The sequence below is a fragment of the Paenibacillus sp. 276b genome (genome assembly GCF_900107875.1).
In the GTDB taxonomy this organism is placed as follows: Bacteria; Bacillota; Bacilli; order Paenibacillales; family Paenibacillaceae; genus Paenibacillus; species Paenibacillus marchantiae.
Window position 1 is genome coordinate 1 of the sequence record NZ_FNRR01000002.1, and the last position, 14,744, is coordinate 14,744.

Consider the following 14,744-nt stretch of genomic DNA (forward strand, 5'->3'; position numbering starts at 1 on the left):
GATTTCCCAGTATGTAAGACCCCTTGAAGACGACGAGGTAGATAGGCTGGGGGTGGAAGTGCAGCAATGCATGGAGCTGACCAGTACTAATCGGTCGAGGGCTTATCCAATATGCAAGTTATAAATCGCACATTTCGTTTCGGATCTAGTTTTCAGAGAATAATCTCTGAAATGAAAATCGGTACATCACAGAATGTGTGTATGATTTTCAGTTCTACAATGATTTCAAGAAGCAATGCTTCGACAAATCGCGTTTGGTGGCGATGGCGGAGGGGTTCCACACGTACCCATCCCGAACACGACCGTTAAGCCCTCTAGCGCCGATGGTACTTGGACCGCAGGGTCCTGGGAGAGTAGGACGCCGCCAAGCAATCAAAAGACACGATCGTAGATAAGCGATCGTGTCTTTTTCTGTTATTATGATCATGGGAATGAATATAACTCCTGTAGGCTGTTTTATATATCTTGGTCTTAGAGATAAAACTCATTTTATACATAAAATACTGGCCTTCCCATCATCCAAGCTGTGATACAATAGGTGGGGTCTATATAGAAACGGAAACACGCATGAGTACGAGGAGGAACTGAATCACGATGAAATCAGCCCCGTTTATTGCCGTGGAGGGTCCGATTGGTGCGGGGAAAACAACGTTAGCAACGATGCTTTCTCAGGAATTGAACCTTCCGCTGGTCAAGGAAATTGTAGAAGAGAATCCCTTTTTGGCTTCCTTCTATCAGGATATAGATGAGTGGAGCTTCCAGCTTGAAATGTTTTTTCTGTGTAACCGGTTTAAGCAACTGGAAGACACAGGCGTGCACTACATTAAGAAGAATACACCCGTCATTTCGGACTATCATATCTATAAAAATATGATTTTTGCCGATCGTACCTTAAAGGGCACGAAACGGGACAAATACCGTCAAATCTATCACCTCTTAACGGATGATCTGCCGAAACCCAATCTGGTGCTCTATATTGAGGCTGAGCTCGATACATTAATGAACCGGATCAACAAACGTGGACGGTCTTTTGAGCAGGATATGGACCCCGCTTATATGGAGCAGTTAATTGCAGATTATAAAACAGGTATGGACTACCTGGCTAGCAGCCCGAATCCGCCAATTATCATTAAGGTGAATGCGGAGCAGCTCGATTTTGTAGAACATCCCGAACATTTCAAACAGATTGTTAATCAGGTAAAGGAGTACATCACATGAACAATTATGGCATTCCGGCCAATGCATTAATTACGGTAGCAGGTACCGTTGGGGTGGGCAAATCCACTCTGACAGCGGCACTGGCAGACCGTTTGAGCTTCAAGACTTCGCTCGAGCAAGTCGACCACAATCCATATCTGGAGAAGTTCTATCATGACTTTGAACGCTGGAGCTTCCATTTACAGATTTATTTCCTGGCAGAGCGTTTCAAGGAACAGAAGAAAATCTTTGAACTGGGCGGTGGATTTGTACAGGATCGTTCCATCTATGAGGATACAGGTATCTTTGCACAAATGCATGCGGATCAGGGCACAATGTCGGCTACGGATTTCGAGACGTACAGCAGTTTGTTTGAAGCTATGGTGATGACACCGTATTTCCCTCATCCGGACGTACTGATTTACCTGGAAGGTAGCCTACCATCCATTCTGAATCGGATTACGGAACGCGGACGGGAGATGGAGATTCAGACGGACCGTTCCTACTGGGAGCATATGCATGAGCGCTATTCGGTATGGATTAATCAATTTACGGCCTGTCCGGTACTGCGTTTGAACATCGATGAGTATGATGTGAATGACCCAGCATCGGTGGATGCCATTTTGGCGCAGATTGCTGCTGTCATTAATCCTTCCAACGCGACGCAATTATAAACATTAACTTATCTAAGTATGTTATTCATAGGTTAATGAAAGAGTTATTAAATTAATAAGATTAAATGAGATCCCCTCGCTGCCAATTCAAGGCTGATAGAGGGGATTTTTTGCGTTATATTGAGATAAAAGCATTGGTGCAGAACCTATTTTAATGATTATAAGATAGTAGAAATTTGTTGAATAAAAGGAGTATTTGTGGTTTCATAGGAAAGGTGAATTCTGGAAAAGAAGCATAAGCATGACTCAGGAGGGAAAGACAACGTGGAAGAGAAACAAGGGATCAAGATCGGCATGCCAATCGTTGGTGGATTATTGGCAGCAGTTGTAGGGGGCATTGTGTGGGCAGTGATCGCTGCCATGACGGAAAGGGAGCTTGGGCTCATTGCTATCGTTATTGGGGCGCTCACAGGCTACGCGGTTGTATTGTTTTCGAACAAACGGATCGCGACAGTACACAAAGCCATTGCAGTCATCTTTGCACTTATCGGCATTTTGCTTGGGAAGTATCTGACGGTGGTGTATTTTACTTCCGAGTTGTTCAGCGATGCAAGCATGTTGGATCTGGTGTTCGATGGTGAGATGGTTAGTGCATTTGTGGACACCTTTACGGATTATTTCAGCGAGCCGGTTGACCTGTTATTCATCGTACTGGCGATCGTATCGGCATGGCAGATTCCAGGACGGATGGCGAAGACCAGTCTGGCATCGGATGCTTCCTCGTCAGATCACGCTCCTAGAGCTTAACCGATGGATAGAAGGAAGCAAGACCTGTGTAATACAGGGATTGCTCCATTAAAAAAAGTACTCAGAGTGAATAACTGTAAATGGCTTATTCACATTGCGGCTGAGATACTACAAGAGGGACGTGACGCCTTAGGGCGTGCGTCCCTTTTTGTGTAAACTGAGTAATTGTTGAATCCTGGGCTGTCCAGCACATTGCATGAATACGGAAAAGATGTGACAGAACGGAGTTCTATTTAATACGAGCATATTGCCTATAACGAGAGAGCAAGTTTTCATTAGCAATAGAAAGTTCGAAATGGAACTACTTGTCTACAACGTATACCTGATTGCGAGGGGCATCGGATAATACGGATAATGCTATAGGTGGAATCAATGTAGGCCTAGATTAGCTGTTTCGATCAGCAAACACAGCCATGGCATCCCTCATAAATACAGCCAAGCCTTCGCCGAATTGATCAATATTACGTGTAAAACGTTCGTCGTCTACGTACATTTGGCCTAACCCTCTGAAGACTTCAGGAGAATAATTGCCCATGTTGTTCAGATAGCTGTACCATTCCGAGATTCCGGCTTGAGCTTCGGCAGAGTTTGGATCCGTGTGACGAATTGCTGCAAGACGAGAGTAGATTGAATTCATTTGATCGGATAGAGCTTTTTGCTCCCCAGTAGACTGGTTGTGTAACTTTTGATTAGCCTGATCCACTGCTTGGTCTCCCCAACGTTCCCGCGCTTCCTGCTCATACGGATTATGACTGAAATTAAACCCTTCAAATTGTTCTTTGGCTGTCATCTTAATTTCTCCTCTCACGTGTTGAACCGATTTATCAATGGTGGCGATCATTTGGTCCAACCGCTGGCGTTTCTCCAGCAAAATACGGCGATGCATATTCAGGGCTTCTTCTCGATCGAACGATGGATTGTTTGTAATCTCCTTGATATCTTTCAGAGAGAAATCGAGTTCTTTAAAAAATAAAATCTGCTGCAGCATTTCCAGATTGGCATCTGAATACAGTCGATATCCGGCAGAAGTCACTTCGTCCGGTGTTAACAGTCCGATCTCATCATAATGATGCAGTGTGCGCACACTGATCCCGACAAGTTCGGCCACTTCTTTTACTTTCATGGCCATGATGGAAACCTCCTTACACCACCGATTGTACAGCGTCACGTTACGTGAGAGTCAACAGGTGAAAATGAAAAAAATAAGATGCAGGCACGGAAGCTGCATCTTGAGAATAACTGAATGTGCTGCACCATCTATCTGGTGCAGCACACGGGCTAGCAGTGCAGGGAGCGCATGGCTACGCCTGCATCCCGTGCACCGCCGCAGCGAACTGCGCAGCCGCTGCGCGCACATCGGCCGCGCCCGCGATGGCGGAGATGACGGCTACGCCGTCGGCTCCTGCCGCCATCACGGCGGCCGTGGTATCGGGCGTAATGCCGCCGATACCCACCACCGGAACTGCGATGCCTGCGGCGCGCAGTTCGGCAACCCCTGCGGGGCCCAGCACAGCGTGGGCATCCGCTTTGGACCGCGTCGGGTACATTGGCCCGACGCCAAGATAGTCGGCGCCCGCCTGCACCGCACGGCGGGCTTCCAGCGCGGAGTGGGCGGATACGCCAAGCATCCGCCCTTCTCCGATGCGGGCGCGTACCAGCGCCGCGTCCGCATCGTCCTGGCCGACATGGATGCCGTCGGCCTCTACCACCACAGCCAGCTCCACATCATCGTTCACGATGAACGGTATCCCGTGCTGGCTGCACACCTCGCGAAGCCGCATCGCAAGCGTGATGCGTGCTTCGCCAACCAGAGCGCCAGTTCCTTTTTCACGGAACTGGAACAGCGTAATGCCGCCAGCGATGGCTTGGCGCAGCACTTCCACGGGGTCACGCGTCGTATTCACGCTGCCCATTACCAAATACACCTGCATCGCATGCCGTACCGCTTCTGCATCCAGTGGGCGCATTACTGTTCACCCCGCAGTCTGCGCTGATAGGCAAAATGATTCGTCGGCCCATGTCCGGCCCCAATCCCCAGCTCGTCTTCGATGGCTGCCTGAATGAATGCTCGCGCGGTGGTGACGGCAGCCGGCACAGCTGAGCCTTTCGACAATTCGGCAGTAATGGCCGCAGAATACGTACATCCCGTTCCATGGGTATGCCTTGTCACTACCCGAACGTTCTCCAGATAGTGAAAAGACTGCCCATCATAGAGCACATCGACAATGATGCCATTTCCCTCATCATGACCACCTTTCACCAAAGCATACGTGGAGCCCATCTGCACGATCTGCCTTGCGGCTTCTTCACGCTGACTCAAATTCATAATAGACATTCCTGTAAGAAGCTCGGCTTCCGGAATGTTCGGCGTCGTGATCAGTGCATGAGGCAGCAGCTCCGTAATTAGCGCTTGAACGGCCTCCTTTTGCAGCAGGGGAGCGCCGCCTTTGGCAACCATAACCGGATCGATGACCAGATTGCACCATCCGTATTGCTGCCATTTCTCGGCAACCAGTCGAATAATCTCAGCACTGTAGAGCATGCCCGTCTTCACGGCTGTAGGCTGAAAATCATCACCGGTCGAATCCAACTGTTGAGCAATACCTTCATATGAAATAGGGAAGACGCCCTGCACACCTGTTGTATTTTGGGCAGCAATAGCTGTAATCACAGTCATGCCGTATACGCCGAGCTCCTGAAAGGTCTTTAAATCAGCTTGAATTCCGGCTCCGCCACCATTATCGGAACCAGCAATCGTCAAAGCCTGCGCAATACTCATTGCGTACCTCCATCAATCTGGCGAACCTGTGACCGATGCGCGAGAACGTCAGGTGTCACTTGAGCCAGTTGATTCAGCAATTCGATCTGGAAGCTGCCCGGTCCCAGGTCAGCGGTACGTTCCGCCGCAATCTCTGCTGCAACGCCATAGAAAACGAGTGCCTCCACAACACTGCTCAGCAAGTCGTCTCCCGGTTTCGCTATGGCTGCAAAAGCACCAATCACGGAGCTGAGTAAGCAGCCTGCACCAGTTACTTGGGTAAGCAAGGCATGTCCATTACTCGTCAGGAACGTCGTTTGTCCATCCGTAATGACATCCTCGCGTCCGGTAATGACGACCACACAGCCGAGTTTTTGTGCTGCCCGTTCCGCTATTCCGATTCGATCTCCATCGCCTTGACCTGCATCCACACCTTTGATGCTCCAACGCTCACCGATGACATTGGCGACTTCTGCCACATTGCCCCGCAACACCGTGAGGCGAAGCTCACGAACGAGCATCTGAATGGTTTCCGTACGATAGGCGGTTGCGCCAGCTCCAACCGGATCGAGCACAACAGGTACGTTATTTGAATTAGCTGATCGACCAGCCAAACGGATCGCCTCAACCACCTTTTCGTCCAGTGTGCCAATGTTCAGTACAACTGCTCCCGACATCTTGGCAACATCAGCAACTTCTTCATGCGCATAAGCCATAAAGGGAGATGCACCTAGTGCGAGCAAACCGTTGGCCGTAAACGGAGCGACGACAATATTCGTAATGTTATGAACAAGCGGATTTTGCGTACGAACACGTTCCAGATAAGACATATAAGTTCCTCCTTATAAATAAGCAATTTGATCAATAAAAGTGTCAGGGCAGGGTGGGCCATTAAATCATGGGAACTAAACGCTATTCTCGGATAGCTGGAAAGTCCATATAGAAAGCTTAATTAAAGAGTCCTTATCCTCGATAAAGATTCTAATCGTACAGTTATTGAATTCCGTAACTACTCATGTTATCGACATCTGATAATGAATTTACAACTTTCAAATTTCCCTTGATCTCGTCCAGTAATCGATTTTACTTACTCACCCTGCAAGTTGATAAAAGCATCCTCAGCCTTTACGGAATCCGGAATCAGTTCACTTTGAACCAACCATGCACGTACATTTTCCCAAGAAGAGGCGTCCTGCCTGCCAAACGGCTGACCTTCTTCATTCATCAGTGGCAGTAAAATATTTAGACTTTTGGTTTCGATCTCCGGGTCAAGTGGAGACGTTTCGTTCTCATGTGCGAGCAGAATGTTCAGCGCGTCCTCGGGGTGCTCTGTTACATATTTCTGTCCTTCCTGCATCGCTTTGATGAAGCGGGTAAGCTGATCTTTCTTCGCTTCAATGCCCGCATCACTTGCAGTGAGGACCAGTTCATAATAATCAGGTACGCCGTAATCGACGGGATTGATCGCTTTCATGGCATGGCCTTCCTTTTCCAGAATCAATTGTTCATGGTTAATAAAACCACCCATAATGGCATCTGCCTGCCCGGAAGCCAGGGAAGGGATCAGGTCAAATCCCACATCCACCAGATTCATCTTGTCGGGATTACCGCCATCCTGGCTGATCATGGTACGCACCATTGCTTCATACAAAGGGATTGAGGAATAGCCGACCGTCCTCCCTTCAAGATCTTTTGGCGATTTCACTTTACCGTTGGCTTCAGTCAACAGATGCACGAGCGGATGGCGAACGACGGCTGCAATCGAACGTACAAGAATGTTCTCCCCACGCGCGAGCAAAATTTGCGGCTGGTAGCTTAGTGCAAGATCGATTTTCCCGGCGGCAACAAGTTTGAGTGCATCATTCGTATCGGCAGGCATCTGGATATCGACATCCAGACCTTGATCCGCGAAGTAACCATTCTCCTGAGCAACATAGATGAAGGAATGCACTGCATTAGGATACCAATCGAGCATGATGGACAGCTTGTCTTTGGATGCCGATGACCTCTCGGCCGCAGATGATTCTGTATCTTTTGCATTGGAAGTTGAATCTGTAGCAGGTGTGTTGGTACCCGTATTTCCGCATCCGCTGATAATCAGTAACATAGATATGAGCAGAATGGGGAGTAGGGAGTAGATATGTTTTTTCTTCATAGCTTCAAATTCCTCATTTCCGTTTATCTGTTTTTGAAATCCGAAAGTTATCCAGTTTTTCTTCTACCTGCATGACGTGGTGTACTGAATCTTCTCTCCATCCATGCAATGAGTACAAACAGGGCGATACCGAGCAGGGATAACAGCACAATGGCGGCGAACATGGCATCCGTGTTCATATTGCTCGACATTCTGCGGCTGAAGTAACCGAGACCCTTGCTTCCACCGAGCCATTCACCGATCGTTGCACCGACCACACAATACACCACAGACATTTTCAGTCCCGAAAAGAAGGAGGGAAGGGCAAGTGGAATCTGGAGTTTGCGAAAAATATCCCACTTGCTGGCCCCCATCGTCAGCAGCAGTTCACGCTGCTCCGGATCACCCTGGCGCAGGCCATCGTAGGTGCTTACTACAATCGGGAAAAATGCGATCAGGAACACCACCGCGACTTTACTCCACAAGGTGTAGCCAAACCATAGGATGAAGACGGGGGACAAGGCAATCAGCGGGATCGTCTGACTGATCACGATGAAGGGATATAACGCTTTTTCAATCGACCGATTCATATACATACCTGTTGCAAGTGCAATTCCGGCACCAATGGACAAGCCAAAACCAACGACAACTTCCATCAAGGTAGCGGGCAGATGTGTAGCCAGCAAGAGGCGGCGATGTTCATAAAGCGTACGGGCAATCGCCGTCGGGGCTGGAATGATGAAGGAAGGCACCCATCCCATACGCACAATCCACTCCCAAATGACAAGCAGCAAGATCATGAGCAAAAGAAACAGACCATAACGGGCAAGCCAACCTCTTACGCTATGCTTCATGCTGTCTCTCAAGTTACCGTCTTGCATGCAATTGTTCCTCCAGTTGTCGTCTCATCTGAACGAGAGCCGGTTCGTAGACCATGTCCGAATGTCTTGGACGTGCTAAAGGTACCGACAGATCCTGCAGCTGTTGACCTTGGCCCACCGGAGTTAACAGGATAATCCGATCACTGAGCAGCAGGGCTTCTTCAATGTCATGTGTGATGAACAACACGGTTTTGCCCAGGCCTTCCCATAGCTCCAGCAGCCAGCGATGCATCTCCCGTTTGGTCAGGGCATCGAGTGCGCCGAATGGTTCATCCAGCAGCATAAGTCGGCCACCTGTCAGCAAAGTACGAAGCAGCGCGACACGCTGGCGCATGCCACCTGAAAGCTCGTCCGGGTAAGCATGCGCGTGGCCGGATAAGCCAAATCTGTCGAGGCCAGCCAGGATATCTGCTCGAATCCTTATCTTATCCTGCCGACCTGCAGCCAGTTCAGAGGGAAGCATGCAATTCCCCATGATCGTTCTCCAGGATAATAGGAGGTCCTTTTGCGGCATGTAGGCCACCTGCCCCAGTCGCTTTCCTTCTTGAACCCAAGGAATTTCAATGGTTCCGTGTGTTGGCTCAAGCAGGCCTGCCAGCAGCTTGAAAAGGGTACTTTTACCGGAGCCGCTGGAACCGATGAGCGAGACAAATTCGCCTTTGGCTACAGTCATCGACACATTGGAAAGCACGGGGGAATCCCTTTTTCCCGGGAAAGCGTAGCTCATGTTGTGAATGGTTATATCGTTATCCATCTCGTTCCGTCCCCCTTGTATTCATAATTCAACTTCAAACCGCGGGATCTTTAATTACACCTTCTGATCTGCTCGAAGAACGCGAAAAAGACCCACCCATTTCCGGAGAAATGAGTGGGTCTGTAAGTTCAATTCACATTAAATTCCATCATCAACATGAAAAAATCCGCTTACTGAGAGGCCACTCCACTTCCCTCCGCTGGTATGATCCAGATCAGGTTCAAAGGGTCCGAATCGTTCGATTCGTCTCAGCCGCAAGGCTCCCCTAGTGCAATGTTTAAGATATGCAGTTGTGTGTTCAGCATATATCACATGCAAGTGGAATGTAAAGAGGGCGGCTTAAAAGAAGTGTGCGTGATGTGAGTTAGGAAAGTAACCTAGGATTCTAATCGTTTGAATGTAACAGTGAATCAAGCTCACCGATCAGCCGGGCAATCTGCTCAGGTGTGCCAATCGTAATCCGAAGCCAGGTAGGCATACCGAATTCGGCACCGCCGCGAACAGAGATGCCTCTGTTCAACAATTCTTGGGTAATCGGGCCACTATCCTGCAACAGATCCACCATGATGAAATTTGTTTCGGAAGGGATGTAGGGTAAGTTCCACTGCTCAAAGGACTGCATTAACGTTTCCCGTCCCTGACGATTGTAGTGCAGGCAGTGAGAAACAAACTCATGATCATCCAGGCTGGCCGAAGCAGCGGCTTGGGATGTGGCTGTCAGACTGATGGGCAGCTTGACCCGGTTAATGCCTTCAATAATGCTTTCATTCCCGATGCCATATCCAATTCGCAGGCCAGCTAGTCCATATATTTTGGAGAAGGTCCGCAAAATAATCAGATTATTATACTGTTCCAGCAGCTTAACCGTATCAGGGTAATCTTCACTTTCCGCGAATTCATAATATGCTTCATCCAGGACAACCACGACGTGGGAGGGAACATGTTCGAGTAGATCAAGCAGGGCATTTGTCGTGAAAATGGTTCCGGTCGGATTATTCGGATTGCACAGCCAGATGATTCGGGTAGAAGTAGTAATCCGTTGCCGGAATTGCTCCAGGTCCAGTGAGTGGTTGACCAAAGGCACTTCATGAATAACCCCGCCTGCCAGCAGCGTAGCGCCCTTATACCAGTTAAAGGAGGGCACCGGAATGAGTGATTCCTCCCCGGGATTAAGATAAGCTTGGGCGGTAAGGGTTAGCAGCTCGAAAGATCCACTGCCAAATACCAGTTGGGAAGTACGCACCCCCAGACGTTCCGCAAGTTTGTCACGCAGCAGTTGGCTGGAACCGTCGGGGTATTGAGCCAAAAGATCGGAACTCAGCGATCTGACCGCTTCCGCAGCCAGGGGAGAGGAACCAAACGGATTCTCGTTCGCTGCAAGTCGATCCACACTTTCCAGTCCCAACTCCCGCCGGATCTGTTCCATGGATTTGGCAGGCGTATAAGCCGGAATTTGAGTTAAAAGGTCTTTAACAGGTGGAGAGGGAACGGGTGAAAGGGATTGCATAATCATGCCTTCTTTCCAGTGGAATTAGATCGAGAATGATATCTGTTTCTGAGCAATCTGCTGTGGTGTCTCTTGTGGAGGAGTCAACAAACGATTCAGAATCAGGTTTTCAAAATGAGCAAACCCGCTGTCCCGAACGCGTGGCCGCTCCAGCGTAATTCGAGTATCCATCGTTATATGACCATCCTCGATTAACAGCACTCTGTCTGCCAGCGCAACCGCCTCACTGACATCATGAGTGACCAGAATGACAGTCAGATCTTCTTCTACCCACAAGCGTTCGATTAATTGCTGCATCTCAATTCGTGTCAATGCATCCAATGCACCCAGCGGTTCATCCAGCAGCAGTAAGCGTGGATGACTTGCGAGTGCCCGTGCCAAGGCGACACGTTGTTTTTGTCCGCCAGATAATACCCCCGGCCAATCACCTTCACGCTCTCCGAGTCCTACATTGCGAAGCGACTGGCGTGCATCTTCCTTGTTCTTGTCGGGGATGCCCAGTCGTACATTGTCGAGCACGGATTTCCAAGGTAGCAGCCGGGCTTCCTGAAACAGAAACCGTGTCTCGGGTGCTGTACTGCCAAGCTTTCTGTTGCCCAGCATAATGCTCCCGGAAGAGGGGGGTTCCAGCCCGGCGATCAGACGCAGCAAAGTACTTTTGCCACAGCCGCTTCGTCCAACGATGGCTACAAATTCCCCTTGTCTTACATTGACGTTGATGTTGGATAGAATCGTCCGCTGATCATACGATTTCTGAACCCCATCTACTTGAAGAAAAGGACTGATCTGACTTGTGCTCATGGATCAATACACACTCCTTTGCTTTACTTGCGGGATAGGGCCGGGTTCCAGCGCAGCCAGCGCCGTTCCAGCCATTTAGCGATGGTATCGGACAGCTTGCCCAGCAGGGCATATAGCAGAATGCTTAAGACGATTACGTCCATCTGCATGAATTCCCGCGCGTTCATCGCCATGTATCCAATCCCCGCATCCGCCGCAACCGTCTCGGCTACGATAAGTGTCAGCCACATAATGCCAAGTGCATAACGAATGCCCACCAGAATGGAAGGCAGTGCACCAGGCAGGATAATGTCCTTATAAAGGGACCAACGGCTGAGGCCATATACTTTGCCCATTTCAATCAGACCGGGATCGACTGATCGTATGCCGTGAAACGTATTCAGATATACCGGAAAGAATACACCCAGGGAAACGAGGAATAATTTTGCTTCTTCACCGATCCCGAACCACACAATAACGAGGGGGATCAAGGACAGATGCGGAATGTTGCGGATCATCTGCACCGAGGAGTCGGCGATCTTTTCCGCAAGGGAGGAGATGCCGTTCAGCACACCCAGCAGGAAACCGAGACCCCCACCAATGAGGAATCCTCCCAAAGCTCGTCTGGCGCTAATACTGATATTGTTCAGTAGTTCACCGTTACGAAGCAGACGAATGAAGGCCTCCAGTACCTGAGCGGGCCGGGGCAAAATATTGGCTGCAACAACTCCAGATGCAGTCAGCCATTGCCACAGAGCCAGAATGAGTAGTGGTACAACAAAAGGAATGAACTGGTTAAACCATGCCCGGTTAAAGGTTTTGGACCGCACGTTATGCCTACCTCCTTGCTTCCTTCGTTATTGGCTACCTGGAGCTGGAAGTTGATCTTGAAGTGCATCACTCCAGAATGTGCTCACATCGACTGCCTGCTCAAAAATTCCCGCTTGCTGAAACGTATCCGCTACGTCCTGTTCAGACTTGATGGCCTCGTCAGAAATGGCAACAATACGTGATGGGCGTTGTGCTTCTCCATCCGTGTAGGTTTTAAGGGCTTGATCCACGGGCTGGTGGGTGTTGTCTGCTGTAATTTGAGCCCACGCATCCTTATTGGCACGAGCCCAATCATTGAATTTGTTGATTCGCTCCAGATAATCGGCAAGGGCCTCTTTCTGTTCCGCATTTGCAATAGCCTGATCGGAGGCGGCTACAAGGAAGCTGCCTGACAGGATATCTTTGGCGCTGGCGAGCGTTGTTGCTTCATTCTGATGTGCGGAGATGATGGCATTGCCGTAACTGGCAAGTGCATCCACTTTCCCGCTTATCAGGGCGCTGAGTCCATCGGCTGTTGAAAGTTCGACCGGACTGATGTCACTCCAGGTTAATCCGGCTTCTTCCAGCATTTTGAGCAGGAAATAGTGGGCCGTTGTATTTTTTACGAAAGCAACTTTCTTGCCTTTCAGGTCAGCAACCGATTTGATCGATGAACCTTTGGGAACAACGACCTCCTGATTTAAGGTGCTGCCTTGTTGTACCGCAATAATCTTAAAGCTTCCACCATTGGCAGCTTGAGATGCAAAAATGGGCGGAATTTCACTGGTCACACCAAAGTCCAATTGGTTTGCAGCCATCGCTTCAAGGATCAGGTTACCTCCCTGAAATACGTTATAAGTGACTTTATAGGGGGTTTCATCGAGTCCGGCGGCTTTTAGCCCCAATTCGAGATTGCCCCATCCGGTCTGACCAACACGAATGGTAACGTCTTTATTCGAAGCAGCTGATGCCGCTGTCGGTGTTGTGCCTGTACCCGCGGCCTGATTGTCAGTTCCGGCAGAGCAGCCGGAGATCAGCATCAACAGAAGCGCGCTCAGAAAGGCAGTTAAGGGAAGAGTGTAATGGCGGTTTGGACGGATCATAGGGAGGAAACCTCCTTGGTGTATGTACTGCTTTCACTGGACTGACTGGATTCTATGAATGTTTGGCCGATACGGTCTGCCTGAAGAATGGCTTCGGTTACCTGCGCCGTACTAACTCCGAAGGAGAGATGCGCCGCACTGCCTTCCCGCAGCTGTAGTCCTGCTGCAATGCGCGCAGCAGCTTCCTTAGGCTGTTGTTGTATGCCAAGCTCGGCAAGAGTGATAGGCAGATTCAGCTTATGTAACAGAGTGATCAGCTCATGAAGCTCATCCCCTGCTTTGCCTTCAAGAATCCACTGGGTGAAGAGTCCAAAGGCTACCTTTTCTCCATGTAGTGAAGCGTGTGTTTCGGGTAATTTGGTGAGGCTATCATGTAGCCCATGAGCAATCGCGGCATGAAGTGATCCATCGCTAATGCTGCCTACAAGGCCTGCGAGCACAATAATGGCATCGGCAACATCACGGAATTGAGGTGTACTACCGGTTGTATCGGTGGATTCATAGACATCGATGGCGTGCGCTTCAAGAATATCGAGTGCAAGCTTGGCGGTGCTGACACTGTTTCGGAGAGTGAGGCTGGTGGCGTTGCCACTTAGATTAACGGCGAACTCATGCCATTTTACGAGTGTGTCACCGATCCCTGCGGCCAAATATCGCCTTGGTGCACTCGCCAGAATATGTGGATCAGCCAGAACGAGATCAGGCGAACGACGCAGGGGACGATATCCTGCAGATTTCCCCTGTTCATCATAGAGCACGGTTAAGGCGGACCAGGCAGCGCAGGTTGCGGCAATCGTTGGGACCGTTACAATGGGCAATTGGGCTTGCTCGGCCACCGCTTTGGACAGATCGAGCACTTTACCACCACCGACGCCGATAATCAGATCAACATCCAAATCGAAGGCTTGCTGTGTGAAAGTATCAATCTGGCCTGTTGTAACCTCACCGTGAAACAATTGCACATGGAACTTGATCTTATGCTCCTCCAATGAAGGAAGAAGGTAAGGCTGTACGGCTTTTAATGCAGACTCACCGGCGATGATGAGAACATGCTGCCCAAGCTGTGCAATCCGCGAACCACTTTGCTCAAGAATGTTAGCCTCGTGTACATATACTGCGGGTGCCTTAACAGTAATCATGAATACACTCCCCTTATAACTTATTATTCTTACGTTTTAACTTGGTTTTAAATTGTTTAGATTCTAGCATCGCGTCTCGGCAACTACAATGACCTGGACAATCAATACATCCTATACTTCGATTGAAAGAATCTATAGGTGAACGTAGTTAACGAATTCGATGAGAAAAAGGGAATTAACATCCTAGTCGATTTACCTTGTCCCTTGAACCCGATATAATAGTGGTGGCACACATGGGCCGGATCACAAATGAGGGTGGG

The 14,744-nt window shown here is 49.4% G+C and carries 15 protein-coding genes, 2 rRNA genes and 1 riboswitch; of the genes, 5 read left to right on the forward strand and 12 right to left on the reverse strand.

Features of this window, described 5'->3' with window-relative positions:
* From BLV50_RS10865 to BLV50_RS10885, 5 genes are all read left to right on the forward strand, one after another.
* Positions 1–110, forward strand: a 23S ribosomal RNA gene (locus BLV50_RS10865); the annotation flags it as partial.
* Between the two features lie 143 nt (positions 111–253).
* A 5S ribosomal RNA gene (gene rrf, locus BLV50_RS10870) occupies positions 254–370 on the forward strand.
* A 224-nt stretch (positions 371–594) separates the two neighbouring features.
* On the forward strand, positions 595–1,218 hold the full coding sequence (locus BLV50_RS10875) for a deoxynucleoside kinase (RefSeq protein ID WP_063568458.1): 624 nt from the start codon (positions 595–597) through the stop codon (positions 1,216–1,218).
* Entirely contained in the window at positions 1,215–1,871 is a 657-nt protein-coding gene (locus BLV50_RS10880; RefSeq protein ID WP_072735026.1) for a deoxynucleoside kinase, read from the forward strand. The genes BLV50_RS10875 and BLV50_RS10880 overlap by 4 nt, the downstream gene beginning before the upstream one ends.
* A 264-nt stretch (positions 1,872–2,135) precedes the next feature.
* A complete protein-coding gene (locus BLV50_RS10885; RefSeq protein WP_083584822.1) occupies positions 2,136–2,618 on the forward strand; it encodes a hypothetical protein in 483 nt (160 codons plus the stop codon).
* A 385-nt stretch (positions 2,619–3,003) separates the two neighbouring features.
* On the opposite strand, the gene BLV50_RS10890 is transcribed toward BLV50_RS10885, so the two are convergent.
* The 12 genes from BLV50_RS10890 to BLV50_RS10945 form a co-directional block, all read right to left on the reverse strand.
* Positions 3,004–3,747, reverse strand: a complete 744-nt coding sequence (locus BLV50_RS10890; protein WP_090807608.1) for a MerR family transcriptional regulator — start codon at positions 3,745–3,747, stop codon at positions 3,004–3,006.
* A 172-nt stretch (positions 3,748–3,919) separates the two neighbouring features.
* Positions 3,920–4,585 carry a thiamine phosphate synthase gene (gene thiE, locus BLV50_RS10895; protein WP_090807610.1) on the reverse strand — a complete coding sequence of 222 codons (666 nt, stop codon included), beginning with the start codon at positions 4,583–4,585 and terminating at the stop codon, positions 3,920–3,922.
* Positions 4,585–5,397, reverse strand: a complete 813-nt coding sequence (thiD, locus tag BLV50_RS10900) for a bifunctional hydroxymethylpyrimidine kinase/phosphomethylpyrimidine kinase (protein ID WP_090807612.1) — start codon at positions 5,395–5,397, stop codon at positions 4,585–4,587. Before thiD ends, thiE begins: the two co-directional genes overlap by 1 nt.
* Positions 5,394–6,206, reverse strand: coding sequence for a hydroxyethylthiazole kinase (gene thiM, locus BLV50_RS10905; RefSeq protein ID WP_072735030.1), 813 nt, complete (start codon positions 6,204–6,206; stop codon positions 5,394–5,396). The genes thiD and thiM overlap by 4 nt, the downstream gene beginning before the upstream one ends.
* A gap of 257 nt (positions 6,207–6,463) precedes the next feature.
* On the reverse strand, positions 6,464–7,531 hold the full coding sequence (locus BLV50_RS10910) for an ABC transporter substrate-binding protein (protein ID WP_090807614.1): 1,068 nt from the start codon (positions 7,529–7,531) through the stop codon (positions 6,464–6,466).
* A 47-nt stretch (positions 7,532–7,578) separates the two neighbouring features.
* Complete coding sequence (locus BLV50_RS10915; RefSeq protein ID WP_371129242.1) at positions 7,579–8,391, reverse strand: ABC transporter permease; 813 nt, start codon at positions 8,389–8,391, stop codon at positions 7,579–7,581.
* The gene (locus BLV50_RS10920; protein ID WP_090807616.1) at positions 8,378–9,145 is read right to left on the reverse strand and encodes an ABC transporter ATP-binding protein; all 768 of its coding nucleotides are present in this window, start codon (positions 9,143–9,145) and stop codon (positions 8,378–8,380) included. Before BLV50_RS10920 ends, BLV50_RS10915 begins: the two co-directional genes overlap by 14 nt.
* Before the next feature lie 174 nt (positions 9,146–9,319).
* A riboswitch (TPP riboswitch) is annotated at positions 9,320–9,422 on the reverse strand.
* A 108-nt stretch (positions 9,423–9,530) separates the two neighbouring features.
* A complete protein-coding gene (gene hisC / locus BLV50_RS10925) occupies positions 9,531–10,652 on the reverse strand; it encodes a histidinol-phosphate transaminase (protein ID WP_090807618.1) in 1,122 nt (373 codons plus the stop codon).
* A gap of 24 nt (positions 10,653–10,676) precedes the next feature.
* Positions 10,677–11,453 (reverse strand): ATP-binding cassette domain-containing protein, encoded by a 777-nt coding sequence (locus BLV50_RS10930; protein WP_090807620.1) that lies wholly within the window; start codon positions 11,451–11,453, stop codon positions 10,677–10,679.
* A 23-nt stretch (positions 11,454–11,476) separates the two neighbouring features.
* Complete coding sequence (locus tag BLV50_RS10935) at positions 11,477–12,262, reverse strand: ABC transporter permease subunit (RefSeq protein WP_063568384.1); 786 nt, start codon at positions 12,260–12,262, stop codon at positions 11,477–11,479.
* 27 nt (positions 12,263–12,289) lie between these two features.
* On the reverse strand, positions 12,290–13,345 hold the full coding sequence (locus BLV50_RS10940; protein WP_256337936.1) for an ABC transporter substrate-binding protein: 1,056 nt from the start codon (positions 13,343–13,345) through the stop codon (positions 12,290–12,292).
* The gene (locus BLV50_RS10945; RefSeq protein WP_090807622.1) at positions 13,342–14,484 is read right to left on the reverse strand and encodes an iron-containing alcohol dehydrogenase family protein; all 1,143 of its coding nucleotides are present in this window, start codon (positions 14,482–14,484) and stop codon (positions 13,342–13,344) included. The genes BLV50_RS10940 and BLV50_RS10945 overlap by 4 nt, the downstream gene beginning before the upstream one ends.
* Positions 14,485–14,744: the final 260 nt, after the last annotated feature.

What these genes read in the sequence shown, in the direction of transcription:
- BLV50_RS10910 (WP_090807614.1), bottom strand. Translation starts at nt 7,531, where the DNA reads ATGAAGAAAAAACATATCTACTCCCTACTCCCCATTCTGCTCATATCT.
- BLV50_RS10945 (WP_090807622.1), bottom strand. Translation starts at nt 14,484, where the DNA reads ATGATTACTGTTAAGGCACCCGCAGTATATGTACACGAGGCTAACATT.
- BLV50_RS10940 (WP_256337936.1), bottom strand. Translation starts at nt 13,345, where the DNA reads ATGATCCGTCCAAACCGCCATTACACTCTTCCCTTAACTGCCTTTCTG.
- hisC (WP_090807618.1), bottom strand. Translation starts at nt 10,652, where the DNA reads ATGCAATCCCTTTCACCCGTTCCCTCTCCACCTGTTAAAGACCTTTTA.
- BLV50_RS10875 (WP_063568458.1), top strand. Translation starts at nt 595, where the DNA reads ATGAAATCAGCCCCGTTTATTGCCGTGGAGGGTCCGATTGGTGCGGGG.
- thiM (WP_072735030.1), bottom strand. Translation starts at nt 6,206, where the DNA reads ATGTCTTATCTGGAACGTGTTCGTACGCAAAATCCGCTTGTTCATAAC.
- BLV50_RS10930 (WP_090807620.1), bottom strand. Translation starts at nt 11,453, where the DNA reads ATGAGCACAAGTCAGATCAGTCCTTTTCTTCAAGTAGATGGGGTTCAG.
- BLV50_RS10920 (WP_090807616.1), bottom strand. Translation starts at nt 9,145, where the DNA reads ATGGATAACGATATAACCATTCACAACATGAGCTACGCTTTCCCGGGA.
- BLV50_RS10915 (WP_371129242.1), bottom strand. Translation starts at nt 8,391, where the DNA reads ATGCAAGACGGTAACTTGAGAGACAGCATGAAGCATAGCGTAAGAGGT.
- thiD (WP_090807612.1), bottom strand. Translation starts at nt 5,397, where the DNA reads ATGAGTATTGCGCAGGCTTTGACGATTGCTGGTTCCGATAATGGTGGC.
- BLV50_RS10880 (WP_072735026.1), top strand. Translation starts at nt 1,215, where the DNA reads ATGAACAATTATGGCATTCCGGCCAATGCATTAATTACGGTAGCAGGT.
- BLV50_RS10890 (WP_090807608.1), bottom strand. Translation starts at nt 3,747, where the DNA reads ATGGCCATGAAAGTAAAAGAAGTGGCCGAACTTGTCGGGATCAGTGTG.
- thiE (WP_090807610.1), bottom strand. Translation starts at nt 4,585, where the DNA reads ATGCGCCCACTGGATGCAGAAGCGGTACGGCATGCGATGCAGGTGTAT.